Raw genomic sequence first — 17,545 nt, 5'->3', positions numbered from 1 at the left:
TTGGGCGGAAGAGAAATAAAATGTGGGTAGCGATGACACGCATGACACGCAATATTAAACGAGGCATGTCATTGCAACGTGAGCTTGATGAAGCACAGGAGAGTTATACCTGCTAAATGAGAATGGAGAGAAAAATCCCTCTCCAAGCATGATTTTCAGCCGATGTTTCGTCTCAATCAGCTGAAAATTACGAATATCTTTTTTACCATTTTGATGGACTCACCTGAAAAAGCTTTTTAGGCGAATCGTGCAAACGTTTCATAAAGAATAATGAAGGAAGTACAAGGCTGGAATTTGCGTTCCAACCTTGTTGCCATACTTACAAACAACCCGCATTTCCACGACTGATGAGGGCCGCGCGACTGTCTGCCAAGGGCGAGTTATAAGGCTCAGCGCCGTACTTACCCGCAGTTGCATTGGTGTAGTCCACCAAGTCTTGGCCCGCGACAAAACCTTGGTTCAGAATAAGGTCGCGCGATGTTTGCGAATATTCTGTTTTCAGGTCGCGCGCGCTGCTGCCAATCACGGGCGGCAACCCACCTTGATAGCTGCTGTCGATGCGGCAGTTGCTGTCGGCAAAAGTCACCAAGTCATTTAAACTGGAGAAGTAACCACCGCCAAAATCGTCTTTGGTGAGATAGCTTAACCATTCATTGAAGCTTGCCGATGCTGTGCTTTTTGCGGTTTGCATTACGGGGCCACCGAGGAAAATATTATCCTCTAACAACAGGGTGCCGCCCACACGTACTGAGGCAAAGTTTTTGCGGTAGTTGTAAAACACATTGTTAAACAAGTGCGCACTGCCGCGACGCAAGAGTGGCACACGGCGCGCAGTATTATTGGCGGCATGCGGCCCACTAAAGAATTCATCACTGGTGATGAAAAAGTTATTGTGCATGGTGGTGCGAATTTGCGCATTGATGGTGCGACTATCACTTGAACCATGCAGCGATGCGCGCAACACATCCTCTAAACGGTTGTAAGACATGGTGATGCCATAGGCGCCTACCTTCACATCAAACGCTGAGTCGCCAGTATTTTTGAAGGTGTTTTTATGAATCCAAATATCGTGCGACTCACCGGTAGAGCGAATCATATCTGGGTCCAAATAATGGTCTTCTACATGGCCTGCACCTTCAAACATCAAGTGCGTTAAGATCACGCTTTCAGCTTTATAGGTTGATACACCGCTGTCATCGGCACCAATTTTAAAACCGTTAAAGAGGAAGCGCGCCTTAGTGCCGCGACCATCAATGGTGGTGTTGGACTTGATTAATTCATTGCGAATAATCAGCGCGCTATTGTTCAACCGTTTGTTAAAGAAGGTATCACCACAACTCGCATTGCTAACACCGCGATTGCTACACCATAGATTGTGATCTAAACACTCTGCCGTGCTGGCATTATCCAGCGCCGCCAACACCCCTGCGTTGCCGCAATAGAGGCGATACATGGCCAGGTCACCGCCATTGGCGTAATCGTTTTTATCAAACACAATCCAGTTGTGCGCTTCGCTGCTAATGGCGTTAAGTACTTGTTGCTCAGGTAACACGCTGGTGTTTTTGGTAATGACCACCAGCTGGCTCGCACCGGCCGCATCATAACCACCACGCGCTTTTTCACCAAAACCAATCGCCGTGCCAAGGGTTTTTGCTAAGCACTCAACAATTTCTTGATCAGTTTGCAAGGCGCTTTCACGCCAGTTAACGCTGGCGTTGCTCACCAAACTATTACAGGCCGCGCTGATATCTCCCACTGCAACAGCACTACTATTAGTCGCCGATGAACTCGTTATTGCTGAGTTATTACTTGACGCTATTGCGGAAGAAGGAACAGCCGAGGCCGCAACAGAAGACGCGATCACAGAAGTGCTAGTTACCGAAGAGAGACTTGCTGCCCTGCTGTTTACGGCGCTGTTATTTACGGCATTACTGCTCAGCGCACCACCAGACGAACCCCCAAGACCATCGGTATATTCAAGGGTCAAATTATCGATTACCACACTGGCGGAACTTTCTGTGCGTATAGCAATAAATGAGGTCGCGGTGCCCAAGCTGCTGTTAATTTCTATATGCTGCCCCGCCGTTAAATTGCTAGCGACAGATTCAAATACACGCGAGCTGGCGCCGTGAATGGAGTTACCCGAACTAGTGGTGCTGTTATCGATAAACACCTGCACTTTGCCCGCGCCTGATGCCGCGATCACATCGAAGCTGATGCGATAAGGGCGCGTCAAATCAAAGTCGCCATTGGCACTGGTATCGCTGGCCGTGGTGCTGGTGCGCGGCGGGCGATGACCAATTGTGAAGCGACCGCCTACAATCGACAATTGATTATCTACCACTGTCATGCCCGAGCCACCACCGGTAATGTAATAACGCGCTGCGTTTGCATCGGTTGATATCGCTTGGTAAGCCGCGCTAAACAGCGTTGCTTTATCGATATCAAACGCTTCGGCGAATACCACAGAATTGATTGCCGCTATAGAGCTGTTGGCAGCACTGCTTAGGTTGACTTCACTGCTCGCACTCGCGTCACTGCTGCTTAATGCCACTGCACTTGATTCAGCGACTGAACTTGCGGGCACCGATGACGCTGTCGCCGATGAAACAGAAGCTGTTGAACGTTCAACCGATGACGCAACGGAAGAAGACACCGCAGTACCGCGGTCCAACTTACCCACACCAGCATTCGCCATCACAATGGCAGGCACGTCTGCCGACGCATCCATCACAACGCTATAGGGCACATTCACCGAACAGGTCGATTGCAACTGACCATCTACTACCTCGGGAATTACCAAGGCACCATTACCAACGGTACGGCTGTAGTAAATCGACGGCACTATGGTATTTTCGCCTGTTTGCCAGCAGCCAGGTTGCGCGGAGTCATCCGATGCGATTAAAGGGTTATTCACATTTTCAAAGTAATTACTCTCCACCAATACTTTTGCACCCATGCGCGAGTTAATCGCATGGAACATGTAATCAATTTTGGGATTTGACCAGTAGTTGTTGTACATATGCACCAAGGCATGACGAATCAGCGGCGTGCGCTGTTCGATATTTTTGTACCAGTTATGGTGGAAGGTTATGTTGGTATTGGCGGCATCGCTATCGCTCGAACCAATTAATCCAGCACGGCTTGAGTCGTTATACAAGTTGTAAGAAACGGTCACGTTAGTTACACCAGCCTTCATATCCAACAATGAGTCATAACCATCTTTTTCACCGCCAGACGCTTCGAGCCAATTGTGGTCAATCCACACACGATCAACGCGCGTTTCCATGCCTATGGCATCGCCGCCATTTGAAATAGGCGAACCGCTTTTCTTCACGTTGCGGATATGCACATTCTGAATAATGATGTTGGACGCATCGCGCACATGAATACCGATTTGATCAAAGAGTGCGTTAGTGCCTACACCAATAATGGACACATTACTCATCTGCTTAATTTCAATCACGTCCGCTTGGGTGTTGCAGCCTTGCGCACTGGTATTGCCGTGATTAATCGTGCCATTCACCTTAATGATGATTGGGTCAGTTTTGTTCGCACGACTGCAGAGTGCCGCGTTCAATTCAGTTCCCGTTGTCACAATCACTTCAGGGCCACCCTGCCCACCGGTAACACCAGCATGGGCGCCAAAGCCTTCCAATTTTGCAGGGCGAATCGCGGCGATAACCGAACTGGCCGCCGATGACATGGCGCTCGCGCTTGTAGGAATAGACGCTGGGACAGAACTTGCTGGAACCGAGGTAGGCTCGGAGCTGGGCGCGATCGATGCAGGTATGGAGCTAGGCAAAGCAACAGAGCTGGGCGCAACAGAACTAGCCGGTGAACTTGCCACGCTAGATACTGCAGAAGAAGACACGAGATTAATCAAACCATAGGGCGCGGGCTGTGTGCTGCAGGTTTTCACCGAAACACAGGACTTCAACGACTCCCAGCCCCAGCCGTCTTGCGCTACCACACAGGCAGGATAAACAGTGCCCCACCAGTTACAGGCTTGTGCAGGTGCCGCTACCGAACTGGCCGATGATGCTCCGCCTTCAATGCCATAGGGTGCCGGCTGTGAATTACAGGCTTTAACTGAAATACAGGATGCAGACGCCTCCCAACCCCAACCATCTTGGGCGACCTTACAGGCGGGATAGCGACTGCCCCACCAGTTACAGGTTTGCGCTGGCGCAGAACCCAGTGCGACTGAACTCACCGACGAGGCGCCACCCACTACACCATAGGGCGCGGGCTGAGCATTACAGGCTTTAACCGAGATACAGTTTTTAGAATTCTCCCAGCCCCAACCCTCTTGCGCTAGCGCACAAGCCGGGTAAAAAGTGCCCCACCAATTACACTGTAACGGCGTCGCGGCGACCGAACTGGGCGCGAGGCTTGCTGCAGTTGCGCTAGAGGAATCTGCAGCGGAAGAAAGTGGCGCTGATGACGCCGCAGCAGATGACGCGGGTACGGAACTGGCGACATCGCTTAGGTTATACACTTCAATTTCTGCCATAGCGGGTGCGCTGTCCGCATTCACCACTAAATTGATCTTTTTCGAACTAACCGCACCCAAGCTGAGCTGCAACTCGGCACCTATATTCGCACCCGTTGCTAAAACAACACCTGAGGCATTATCGACTAATTGCCAACTGGTGACGTTGTCGCCCGCTTCGCGCAACACCACGGTATTGAAATTAACCTCGCTCGCCCACTTCACTGAAATGCGCTGATTGGCGGTGCCGCTGGCATAGCTTGCGGTGCTTAAGTCGCCATCGCGCACCAACTTGGTATTACTAAAACCAGAACCGTCGGCACCGGCGCCCGAACCCGTTATCGCCAGGTTATCCCCTAGGGTTTGCGCCGCGAGCGACCCACTAAACAAGGCATTAACCATTAAGAGTGCCGCGCAACTGCCCAGCTGCCGCTTTAGTTTTTTGATGTTCATCTATTGACCTTTATTATTGAAATTATTAACTGCATCCCGAATTCCCCGCACACGCAAACACCATGAAACCGACAACAATTGCCAACCTCACAGAACCTGCCTGCAACGAGCTACCGCCTTGATTTATGTGTGAAACATTTGATATGTGAAACGAAAGAAACGACTACGACGTTAAAAACTCGTGCATTGAAAATGGCGAGAGCCCCACTCACAGCTCCTCTCAATACTCTTCTAAAAGCCCTTTTCGAAGCCCTACGGATGACCTGCTCGCTTCGATTTGTGTAGTAGTTGCAGTAACGACTGGGTATACCCGCCTGCAATCTATACACAAAAGCACCACTTTCAACGCAGAGATTTAACAACCTATAAGACCTGCTCGAACACCTTGAACTGTTATTTTTTTAATGGCTTTTCCCTTCGCCATATCCAACTGGGTTCATTTTTGAGCAGAAGATAATCGTGCCATGAAGTATGACCAAAATCAACATATTAATCTGCCACTGGTAATACCAAAATGGATTATCCAGCAACCACCAAATAGCCAAACACCCTAATTTCAAAAAAACCTGCCTAAGGCACACACAAAAAAGCCCCTGCGTTACCGCAGGGGCTTATTAACAACGATCTATCGTTTATTGCTTAAATTACATCCCTACAAGCATGACGCCTTGCCGAGATTAATCGTGGCCGAGCGGCTGGCCGCCAGCGGCGAGTTATAGGGCTCAGCGCCGTATTTGCCCGCCGTTGCATTGGTGTAGTCCACCAAGTCTTGGCCAGCCGTGAAGCGATTGTTGCTAATGGTATTGCGCGAGGTTTGCGAGTATTCAGTTTTCAAATCGCGCGCACTGTTGGCAATAACCGAGGGTAACTGCCCCTGATAACTGCTATCGATACGGCAGGTACTGTTAGCAAAAGTGACCAAGCCATTCACACTGGAGAAGTAACCGCCATCGAAATCATCTTTGGTGAGATAGGTTAACCACTCATCAAAACTCGCCGCGGTAGAACTTTTCACAGTTTGCATAACCGTGCCACCGAGGAACACGTTGTCTTCCATTAAGAGCGTGCCGCCTACGCGCACTGAGGCAAAGTTTTTGCGATAGTTGTAGAACACATTGTTAAACATGTGCGCGCTGCCACGACGTAAAAGCGGTACACGGCGAGCGGTGTTGTCGCCCGAGTGAGGGCCGCTGAAGAAAGCATCGCTGGTGATGAAAAAATTGTTGTGCAAGGTGGTGCGAATTTGTGAGTTGATGGTGCGACTATCACTTGAACCATGCAGTGATGCGCGCAGCACATCCTCTAAACGGTTGTACGAAATAGTAATGCCATAGGCGCCCACTTTCACATCAAACGCTGAATCACCAGTATTCTTGAAGGTGTTTTGGTGAATCCAAATATCATGTGACTCACCGGTAGAGCGGATCATATCTGGGTCTAAATAATGGTCTTCAACATGGCCTGCACCTTCAAATTGCAAGTGGGTCAAAATCACATTTTCAGACACGTGGGTTGAGTTACCTGAATCATCGGCACCAATTTTAAAGCCGTTGAACAGGAAGCGCGCTTTGGTGCCGCGACCATCGATGGTGGTGTTAGAGTCGATCATTTGATTGCGAATAGCCAAGTTCTTGTCATTCAAACGATCGTTAAAGAAAGTCTCTGCACAACTTGCTGTGCTTACACCGTGATTTTTACACCAGAGGTTGTGATCCAAACACTCCGCCCTAGTGGCGTTATTTAAATCAGCCAATACCGCACTGTCATTACAGCTGAGGCGGTACATAGCAAGGTCGCCGCCGTTGGCGTAATCTTTTTTATCGAACACAATCCAGTTGTAGTCGGGTGAGCTAATCGCATTCAACACTTGCTGCTCGGGTAACACGCTAGAGCTTTTGGTAATTACTACTAACTTGCTACCGCCATTCGCATTGAAACCGCCGCGCGCTTTTTCACCGAAGCCCACCGCAGTACCCAGGGTTTTCGACAAACAAGCCACAATGTCTTGATCCGATTGCAACGAACTTTCACGCCAGTTGACATTAGGATTGCTTACCAAACTATTACAGGCTGCGCTGATACCGCCTACGGCAGGCGAACTGCTCGCAGCAGCTGATGCAGGTTTAGAGCTTGCAGCAACAGAGGCAGGCGTGGAGCTAGCTGCTACGGATGTAGGCAAAGACGAACCACCACTCACTTGTAAATAATCTACATTAGGCCCGCCCGTTGAAGATGCCGACGCAAGACGAATCACATTGGTACCGGCTTTCAAATTAAGACTAATGGTTTGCACTGCCCAAGTGTCCCAGTTGCTGGTGGCATTAAAGGCTAAAGAGGAATTAACCACAGCACCATTCACACTGACAGACATAGGGCGACTTGCCGCTGAACCATTTGAATAGCGAATGCTTAAGGTAGCCGTGCCCGCAACGGATTGTGATAGCGTCCAGTCACCATAGCTGGTAGCAACATTGTCAAAGTTTACAAAACCCGAACCGCTAAAACCGGTGTGATCGGTATCAATCGATGATTGATAAAGGCTGCCCGACTCTGCTTCATAGGTGACGGTTTGCGTCGCCGCTGAACTTGCGGCAACCGAAGCAGGTGTTGATGACTTGGGCGTAGAACTTGGCGCTACAGAGGCAGGCGTTGCACTTGCTGGCGTGCTTGAGGCTGCAACCGAAGACGTAGGTACATAAGTACCACCCAATTTACCGATACCGGCATTGGCCATAACGATAGCGGGTACATTCGACGAGTGGTCCATAACCACTGAGTAAGGAACATTCACCGAGCAGGTTGATTGCAACTGACCGTTAACAACTTGTGGAATGACTAAAGCACCATCACCTACCGAGCGGCTGTAGTAAATTTCCGGCACTATAGTATTTTCGCCAGTCTGCCAGCAGCCAGGCTGCGAAGAATCATCCGAGGCAATCAAGGGATTGTTTACATTGTCGAAGTAATTGCTTTCCACCAATACTTTTGCACCCATGCGTGAATTAATGGCATGGAACATGTAATCAATTTTTGGGTTAGACCAATAGTTGTTGTACATGTGCACTAAAGCGTGACGAATGAGCGGCGTGCGCTGTTCAATATTTTTGTACCAGTTGTGGTGAAAGGTGATGTTGTTATTGGCATCATCACTATCACTTGAACCGATTAAACCTGCGCGGCTTGAATCGTTGTACATATTGTAAGAAACGGTGACGTTAGTAACGCCTGCTTTCATATCCAGCAGTGAGTCATAACCATCTTTTTCACCACCTGAGGCTTCCAACCAGTTGTGGTCGATCCACACGCGATCAACACTGGTTTCCATACCTATTGCATCGCCGCCATTCGAGGTTGGTGAGCCACTCTTTTTAACATTGCGAATATGCACGTTTTGAATAATCACGTTAGATGCATCGCGCACATGAATACCGATTTCATCAAAGAGTGCGTTGGTGCCCACACCGATAATAGAAACGTTACTCATTTTTTTAATTTCAATCACATCGTCTTGGGTATTGCAGCCCTGTGACGTAGTGTTGCCGTGATTGATAGTGCCATTCACCTTGATGATGATGGGGTCCGTCATAGAGCCGCGATTACACAGCGCTGCATTCAATTGGGTACCGGTAGATACCGTCACCACTGAACCACCCTGACCGCCCGTCACACCCGCATAGGCACCGAAACCTTCTAACTTAGGCGCGCGAACACTGACATTGGGAGGCGTAGAACTGGCTGCTGCTGATGCAGGCTTAGAGCTGGCGGCAACCGACGCGGGAGTCGAGCTGGGTGCTACCGACGCAGGGGTAGAGCTAGCCGCTACCGATGCTGGCTTAGAGCTAGCGGCGACTGACGCAGGTGTAGATGATACGGGAGTAGTCGTACCCACGATGCCATAGGGTGCTGGCTGTGTTTTACAGGTTTTCACCGAAATACAAGATGTTGAGTTCTCCCAGCCCCAGCCATCCAGTGTTACCACGCACGCAGGATAAAGCGTGCCCCACCAGTTACATTGTTGTGCACCAGTCACGGGGGTAGAGCTAGCCGCTACCGAAGCAGGCGCTGAACTTGCAGCAACAGACGCGGGGGTAGAGCTTGCGATGACCGCACCATTCGCGTTGTAAACTTCAATCTCAGCAATACCAGGCGCACTGGTTGCATTGACGATTAAATTGATTTTTTTCGATGTGGTTGCGCCTAAATTAACTTGTTTTTGCGCACCTATTCCGGTGCCGCTGGCCAAGACCGCGCCCGAGTCATTGTCGACTAATTGCCAGGTGGTAACCTTGCTACCCTCTTCACGCAAAATAACCGTATTGAACGCAATTTCAGTGTCCCACTTTACTGACACACGCTGATTAGACGTACCACTTCCGTAGGTAACCGTGCTGGTGTCGCCATCGCGCACCAACTTGGTATTACTAAAACCTGAACCATCGGCGCCTGCGCCAGAACCGGTAAGGGCGAGATTACTGCCGAGTGTTTGCGCGTGAACTGCGCTCATGAGCAAGACATTGGCGGCAACGAGCGTTGCACAGTAGCCAATGTGGCGAGTTAATTTTTTTACTTTCATTTTTTATACCTTATTTGTTGAAAAGTTAGTAACGCGACAAATTACTGGTTGAACAATAATTCATGGCACTAGCTAAAACACCGCTGACATCCTTTTGGTTTTCACTATGAACAAGACAGTTACCAACAACAATTTCTGGCCCATTATTAACGACATAGCTCTATCGATTAGCACAGCGAAATAAATACCACTACCGCGTATAACTACCGATACTGATGTTCAGGGTGGATGATGGATTGACCTTTTTTTGGTATGGCGCTCTTTTGAACCGCGAGCTTGCAATGTGAAATTGTAAGTAGCTGAGCCATACCCAAGTACTGATGACGAAGCATCAACGTTAAACACTGCGCCCCACATGAGGCGGTTTTATTTTTAGGATCTCAAATGCCTATGCGCATCCTGCGTATAGATGAACTAATAAGGTTTCACTAAAACCTTTACTAGCGCCGCATTGCGACTCACCCTAATTTATTATTTTTATCATCAATAAAGCCCGTGCCTCTTTGTAAAAAACCCTAAGGCTTAAAACGTAAGGAGAAAGCACCTAAAAGAGTCTGCCACACAAGTATGACCAAAATCAACCAACAATCTGCCACTGGTAATACCAAAATTGGTATTTATGACTACCATCACACCTGTAAGCACACACAAAAGGAATAAGCGGCCAGACAAGACTCAGCTGCGGAGGGAAGTGATTTCTAGCGTTATCAAGCAAAATGGAGTGGCGCGCCCAGGAACAGCAGAAAAGCACTTAAAACGAGGAAATATACGAAAACGGCAGGGGCGAAAGGCATAAAAAAACCGCAGCGAGCTTCACTCGGTGCGGCTTTAAAACAACATATGGGCTGCTTAGTACGTTTAAATCCTAGTGTACGTTAGCAGGTGTCAGATAAACCTTGTGCTGACTAACATCTACCTCTTTACCCACAACAGCCACTTCGCCCTGCAAACGAATATCGGCTGAAGATGAACCTAGCATCAGGTTTATTTTGCCCGGCTCCAACGCAAACTTCATGGCGCGATTATAAAAAGCCAATTGATTGGCCGAAAGCGTGAAAGTGACTTGCTTAGATTCTTTAGGCGCGAGGCTTACACGCTTAAAGCCCTTAAGCACTTTAACGGACTGGGGAATCGTAGCAACAGGGTCATTAATATACAGCTGCACCACTTCATCACCTGCGCGCGCGCCGGTATTGGTAAGCGTCATGGTGATATCAACCTGCTCGCCCGCTTTGAGCTGGGTTTTACTCAGGGTCAAATCACTGTAACCAAACTGGGTATAACTCAAACCAAAACCAAACGGAAAGAGCGCACTGGTTTCACCAAACGCATAACCGCGTTTAGCGGTAGGTTTGTGATTGTAATAAACCGGCAGGTGCCCTACAGAACGCGCAAAACTGACAGGCAATTTCCCGCTGGGGTTCACATCGCCAAACAATACGCGCGCCACGGCACGGCCGGTTTCTTGGCCGAGATACCAACCCTCAATAATGGCTGGCGCTGTTTGCGCAATTTTAGTAATTGCCAAGGGGCGACCGCCAATCAACAGCACAACCGTGGGCTTGCCTGTGGCTAAAATCGCATCGACCAGTTCTTGCTGCTCACCCAGTAAATCAAGGCTAGTGCGATCACCTAAATGACTCTCCGCCCAGGCTTCGCGCGAGGTTGCTTCGTTGTCGCCGACAACAACTATAGCCACATCACTTTTTTGCGCCGCCGCTACTGCTTTTTCAATCATGCCTTTGGTATCAGCTTTAGTAGCTAATTTCACTACATCAGTATTCCAGCGCTCTTTTGACTGGGTATTGGCTGCTTTAGCATCTGCATTTTCGGCAAACGCTTCAATGGTTAAGAGTGTGCCTTTTTCGTAATTGATCGCCACTTTGTTACCGAGATATTCTTGCAAGCCCTGCAGAATACTGACCGTTTGTTTAGGCACATCGCTATAGCCACCCAAAAGGGTTTCATGAACATGGGGGCCAATGAGCGCAATAGATTTAAGTTTATCGCGATTCAATGGCAACAAATTGTTCTCATTTTTCAACAAGACCATGGCTTGCTCAGCGGTTTTTTGTGAAAGGGCGCGATGGGCATCATTGCCAATAAATGCTTCTACACCCGCAGGGTCGGTATAGGGGTTTTCAAACAAACCCAATAAAAACTTTTCATGCAGTACGCGTGCAACAGCAGTATCCAATACTTTTTGACTTAGCTTTTTATCCTTAACCATTTGCGCCAACGTTTTGTAAGCGTCTACATCTGGGGTTTCTACATCCACACCCGCCGCCAAGGCCAACAAACCGGCCTCTTCTTTCGACTCAGTTAAATGGTGACGCGACATCAGCTCGGTAATTGCATAGTAATCACTGACAACAACGCCCTTAAAGCCCCACTCACCGCGCAAAATATTTTGCAAAAGATCCACATTAGAATGGGAGGGAATGCCATCAATCTCGTTATAGGAAGCCATCACACTGCGTGCGCCGCCCACTTTTACGGCAGCTTCAAACGGGGGTAAAAATATTTCGCGCAGACCGCGCTCACCAATGGGCGTGGGCGCAATATTCAAACCGCCCGTTGGTTCGCCGTGACCAGCTAAATGCTTAAGCGTAGCGATAACACCATCTTTAGCGATACCCTCACCATCGCCTTGAAAACCCTTAACACTCGCAACACCTAAGGCCGAAATTAAATAGGGATCTTCACCCATAGTTTCTTCAATACGACCCCAACGCGGGTCGCGCGCCACGTCGAGAATAGGGGTAAGCGCCTGATGCGCACCACGCGCGCGCACTTCTTGCGCCGCCACACGATACACATCGTGAATTAGTTCTGGATTCCAGGTACTGGCCATGCCAATTGCCTGAGGGAAGCTGGTGGCATTGCGCCCAGCATGACCGTGCAGTGCCTCTTCGTGAAAAATAGCGGGGATACCTAAGCGCGTATTTTCAACCAGCCATTTTTGTACGGCATTGGTAAATTCAACGGTTTGTAACGGCAGTTTGTTCGGGGTGATTTGCATTTTGTTTTCAGCTGGACGCGCTACTTGTCCAATACCTACACCCAGCAACTCTTTCGCCTTCGCATCGGTAAATACACCAGCATCTGTTTCAAGGTTCTGCCGTTCAGCCCAAATTGTTTGCAGCTGTGCTGCCTTTTCTTCTAGCGTCATGCGCTTGAGCAAATCTTTTACGCGCGCGTCTATGGACTTAGTAGAATCTTTGTAGGCTGGCTCTGCCGCTAAGACTAGGTTGGCGGCCATGAGTAGGCCCGCCCCTAGCAATAGAGACTTAATACTCAAGGATGTAAAACATTTCATTCTTATGACCTCATTTGTCGCTGTTGTAGTTTTTAGCTGTCTTTTTAAATAGACTTGTTTTTTTAAATAACACGCTGAAGTTTAGTTGTTATAGTCACTACAACCATCTTTTTTACACTTATTTTCCTAATGAACATATCTCAAAAAAAGCCCAAAAAAAAGGCCGCCATTTATTCCTGTAAATTGCATAAAACAATTGACAGAAACATTTAGCGACCGAGGCTTTGCACGGGTTAAAACACACTACAGCAAGAACAACACCCTAGCTGTAGTGCTTAATTAGTACTGATTAACGGATGTAGCGATTGATTACATTTTCGTAAAGCTCTTGGCGACCGCTGCTTAAGGGCACTTCACCATTTGCATTGCCGATTGCCGCCAACTGTTCAAGAGTCAAGCCACCCTTCTCATAAGAAGCGCCATTGCCTGCATCAAATGATGCGTAACGATCGCGACGCATAGTCTCTAGCGGAGAGTTTTGAATCAAACTATCGGCAATTAACAGTGCGCGTGCGAATACATCCATACCGCCAATATGGCCGTAGAACAAATCGATAAAGTCAGGTGAGTTACGACGTGCTTTAGCATCGAAGTTTACACCACCGCCCTGCAAGCCGCCGCTGCGCAATAACACCAACATCATTTCAACGGTTTCGTTGATGTTGTAAGGGAACTGATCAGTATCCCACGCATTTTGGTAGTCGCCGCGGTTAGCGTCGAGGCTGCCCAACATGCCAGCATTTGCTGCTGCTTGCATATCGTGACACATAGTGTGGCCAGCCAAGGTGGCGTGGTTAGTTTCCAAGTTCAATTTGAAATCTTTATCTAAACCGTGGTGACGCAAAAAACCAATGACAGTTTCAGCATCGTAATCATATTGATGCTTAGACGGCTCCATGGGCTTAGGCTCAATGAAGAAGTAACCTTTAAAGCCTTGGCCGCGTGCATAGTCGCGCGCCATGGTCAGGAAACGCGCCATGTGTTCTTGTTCGCGTTTCATGTCGGTGTTGAGCAAGCTCATGTAGCCTTCACGACCGCCCCAGAACACATAGTTTTCGCCATCGAGTGCAATGGTTGCATCCAAGGCATCTTTCAATTGCGCGCCAGCGTAGGCAAGTACACCAAAATCTGGGCTGGTAGAAGCGCCGTTCATGTAGCGTGGGTTAGAGAAAAGATTCGCCGTGCCCCACAACAACTTAACACCTGATGCAGCTTGTTTTTGCTTGGCGTATTCAACAATCGTTTGTAAACGCTTGCTAGTTTCAGCGCGAGTTGGACCCTCATCGATCAAATCTATGTCGTGGAAGCAGTAGTATGGGGTGCCCAACTTAGTAATAAATTCAAACGCCGCATCCATTTTTTCATGGGCACGTGCCACAACATCAGTGGTAGAAGACCAAGGGAAAATTTTAGTGCCTGGACCAAAAGGATCGTGGCCCGCACCATTGAATGAATGCCAATAGCAGGTAGCAAAACGGAAGTGCTCCTTCATGGTTTTGCCCGCTACTACGCGATTTTCATCGTAGTATTTAAACGCGAGTGGATTATCAGAATCCGCGCCTTCAAAACCAATTTTTCCTACACCGGGAAAGTACTCTTTACCACCGAGAACAATACTCATAAATTTCACCTTGTTGATGTCTTTGACCTAAAAAATAACTCGTTTAGCGCTCTGCCTATTGAGGCAGTAACGCCGTCCATGCCTGATAGGCGTCTTGATACTCTGCAAACTTTTCAGCCTGCGGCTCAATCACATGTAAGCGGCTCAAGCCACCAAATGCTTCTTTCGCCGAAGCGTAATAACCACAACCCAAAGCTGCCGCGCGCGCGGCACCTTCGGCGCCATCTGTCTCAAATAATTCAACGGCTGCTTGCGTGGTATTGGCAAAGGTTTGTGCGAACACATCGCTCAAAAACATATTGCCCTTACCCGCACGCACCACGTCGCAACTGCCGCCCAAGGATTTCAACACATCAAAACCTTGATTGAGGGAGAAGACAATACCCTCTTGTGCAGCGCGCACCATATGACCTAAACCATGACGATTAAAATCTAAGTTGCGCAATTGCGCGCCTAAATTTTTATTTTGGAAAATTCGCTCAGCACCATTACCGAAGGGGTGAAACAGTAGGCCGTCACTCCCCACAGGCACAGCCTGCGCCAAATCATTCAGCAGCGGATATGAGGGCGCACTACCCGCCGCGCTCAAGGTTTGACGCAACCAAGAGTAAAGACGGCCGCAGCCGTTCACGCAAACCAATACACCATTGCGCGGCTGCTCAGGGCTGCTGGTGACATGTAAGAAGGTATTTACGCGTGAATCCATATCCGCCGCCGCTACATCCGTTACACCGTAGATTACACCTGAGGTGCCCGCTGTCGCCGCTACTTCACCCGGCTCAAGTACATTCAAACTAAATGCATTGTTGGGCTGATCGCCGCCGCGGTAACAAATTTTAACGCCAGCACGCAAGCCTAAACTCGCGGCCACCTTATCGGTCACATGCGCTTGTACACCAAAGCTAGGCACTACCGCAGGAATTAAATCGTGGCTTATACCCCAGTGATCGAGCAATTCTGTCGCCACGCGCTGCTCTTTGAAATCCCACAAGGTGCCTTCCGACAAACCAGAAGCAGTTGTGGTTATCTCACCCGATAATTTCATCGCGATGTAATCGCCCGGCAGCATAACTTTATGAATACGACTAAATAATTCAGGTTGGTTTTGTTGCACCCAGCGCAATTTTGCCGCCGTAAAGTTACCCGGTGAATTCAACAGGTGGCCGAAACAATAATCGCCGCCCATTTCCATCAATGCGGCATTACCCAAGGGTACAGCGCGGCTATCACACCAAATAATGGCGGGGCGCAAAACGGCTTGCAGCGCATCGACCATCACCAAGCCGTGCATTTGGTAAGAGATACCTATGGCATCAATTTGCTGTGGGTCAAAAGTGCCGCGTGCAAACAGGCGCGCACAACCCTGCTCTATGGCATCCCACCACACCTGTGGATCTTGCTCAGCAAAACCCGGAGCTGGGCTGACAATAGCCAACTCCGTTTCAGGATGAGACAACGCCCCCAAACATTTACCGGTCTGACCATCTAGCACTGACAGCTTGACGGAGGAGCTTCCAACATCAATTCCAAGAAACAACATAGATAATCACTCTAAATAAGAGATAAACAAAATTCGCAGCGCCAAATTAATGAGCACGATATTAATTCTGGTATTACACAGATTAGCTGTCTTTCACTCAAGCCGACTAGACTTCTTTATTGGCCTGACACTTACACCAACTGAAAAGGCGCTTTACTTCATCCACTAAAGTAAATCACCTACAGCCAGCATTACCTCTGAGGGCTTCTTAATTGCGGCCCCATACACCCAATTACCATTAGATTATCTTACCTTATTGTCCGTCAGACCACAAGATTCGTTTGCACTAGAATCCCAGCCCTCCCTTTGCAGATTCATCTTCTATAACTGTGTGTAATTAACCCACACACTACAGACAAACCTACAAACTCAGTCAAAATACTGCACACCTTAAGTCCATTTTCCTTGCAACCGACCCGCAATATAGTTAACGTTAACACAATGACTACCAACAGATAAAGTCATTCAGACTAAAAATATTCAAAAGTGCATGGCAAGATAAAAGACTATTACGACTATCTCCAAATTAACCATGTCTCCCGAATGGAAACTATTATGCAAAGCACCTAAGCGAGATAACCACTCGACCATTTGCAACCTTACTTATACAATGTCAGCTTTTAGCGCCATTTGTAGTCAAACCAACAATAACTTTAGCGTAAAAGCTATACATTGAGGTTAAACCTGTGCCCAGCGAGCATTCCCCCCAAAGCCACGTAGAGCCCTTACAGACGCCGCCGGATGTCCTAAAACCCATCACTATCGACAACCTTATCTTTGGCTTAGATGAGGGTGAACTTAAGATATTGCTGGTTAGACACACCAATCCTTTGCACAACGGACGCTGGGCTCTCCCCGGTGGCTGGATTCGTGTTGATGAGAATCTGCGCGATGCGGCCTATCGCTTGCTGGAAGATTTAACCGGTATAAAACAACTTTATTTGGAGCAACTAAAGGCCTTCGGCCGCGTCGATCGATTCCCCTCTGAGCGAATAGTGACTATCGCCTACTTCGCCTTAGTAAGCGCAGAAAACTACTCGCTAGCCGCCGGCCAGACGGCTGCCGACGTCAGCTGGCACAGCGCTAACAGCTTACCCGGACTGGTTTACGACCACGCCGAAATCATCGAGTACGGCTTAAAAGTCCTGCGCCACAAGGTCTGCCACCAACCTATTGGCTTCAACCTGCTGCCTGAAAAATTCACGCTGCTGCAACTGCAGGCGCTCTACGAGGCCATCCTTAATACCAAGTTGGATAAGCCTAACTTTCGCCGCAAGATCATGAAAATGAATTTGCTCAGCCCCTGCAATGAAAAACAGCAGGGCGTACCGCACCGCGCCGCCAGCCTTTACACGTTTGATGCCGATGCCTATGAGCACTTGAGCGAAAGCGGCTTCTCATTTGAAATTTAATGTAATATCAGCCAGCAGATATAGTCAAACAAACCATATAGGTTTAGTATCCGCTGGCGTATTAGATCGCACAATTGTTCAACACCCTGCTCAGTTGTGCGCAGCGGCTAAAGCTCACAAACCCCAAGTGTG

At 48.7% G+C, this 17,545-nt stretch carries 6 protein-coding genes; 1 reads left to right on the top strand and 5 read right to left on the bottom strand.

The features are described 5' to 3' along the window. Positions 1–319: 319 nt before the first annotated feature. The 5 genes from AC0KUT_RS04095 to AC0KUT_RS04075 all read right to left on the bottom strand — a co-directional run bounded on the left by AC0KUT_RS04095 (position 320) and on the right by AC0KUT_RS04075 (position 16,001). On the bottom strand, positions 320–4,948 hold the full coding sequence (locus AC0KUT_RS04095; RefSeq protein ID WP_488833725.1) for a pectate lyase family protein: 4,629 nt from the start codon (positions 4,946–4,948) through the stop codon (positions 320–322). Between the two features lie 652 nt (positions 4,949–5,600). Further along, on the bottom strand, positions 5,601–9,521 hold the full coding sequence (locus AC0KUT_RS04090) for a pectate lyase family protein (protein ID WP_488833723.1): 3,921 nt from the start codon (positions 9,519–9,521) through the stop codon (positions 5,601–5,603). A gap of 865 nt (positions 9,522–10,386) precedes the next feature. Further along, positions 10,387–12,840: a glycoside hydrolase family 3 N-terminal domain-containing protein gene (locus tag AC0KUT_RS04085; RefSeq protein WP_488833722.1), complete on the bottom strand. Its 2,454-nt coding sequence runs from the start codon at positions 12,838–12,840 to the stop codon at positions 10,387–10,389. A gap of 289 nt (positions 12,841–13,129) precedes the next feature. Beyond that, positions 13,130–14,461 (bottom strand): xylose isomerase, encoded by a 1,332-nt coding sequence (xylA, locus tag AC0KUT_RS04080; RefSeq protein ID WP_488833720.1) that lies wholly within the window; start codon positions 14,459–14,461, stop codon positions 13,130–13,132. 55 nt (positions 14,462–14,516) lie between these two features. Next, positions 14,517–16,001: a xylulokinase gene (locus AC0KUT_RS04075; RefSeq protein ID WP_488833718.1), complete on the bottom strand. Its 1,485-nt coding sequence runs from the start codon at positions 15,999–16,001 to the stop codon at positions 14,517–14,519. A gap of 686 nt (positions 16,002–16,687) precedes the next feature. On the opposite strand from AC0KUT_RS04075, the gene AC0KUT_RS04070 reads away from it, so the two are divergent. After that, complete coding sequence (locus AC0KUT_RS04070; RefSeq protein ID WP_488833717.1) at positions 16,688–17,413, top strand: NUDIX hydrolase; 726 nt, start codon at positions 16,688–16,690, stop codon at positions 17,411–17,413. Positions 17,414–17,545: the final 132 nt, after the last annotated feature.

It is taken from the genome of Cellvibrio sp. 25HG11W-0 (assembly GCF_057815475.1).
Note: the sequence above shows the minus strand (reverse complement) of the source record. Positions and strands in the feature narration are given on the sequence as shown.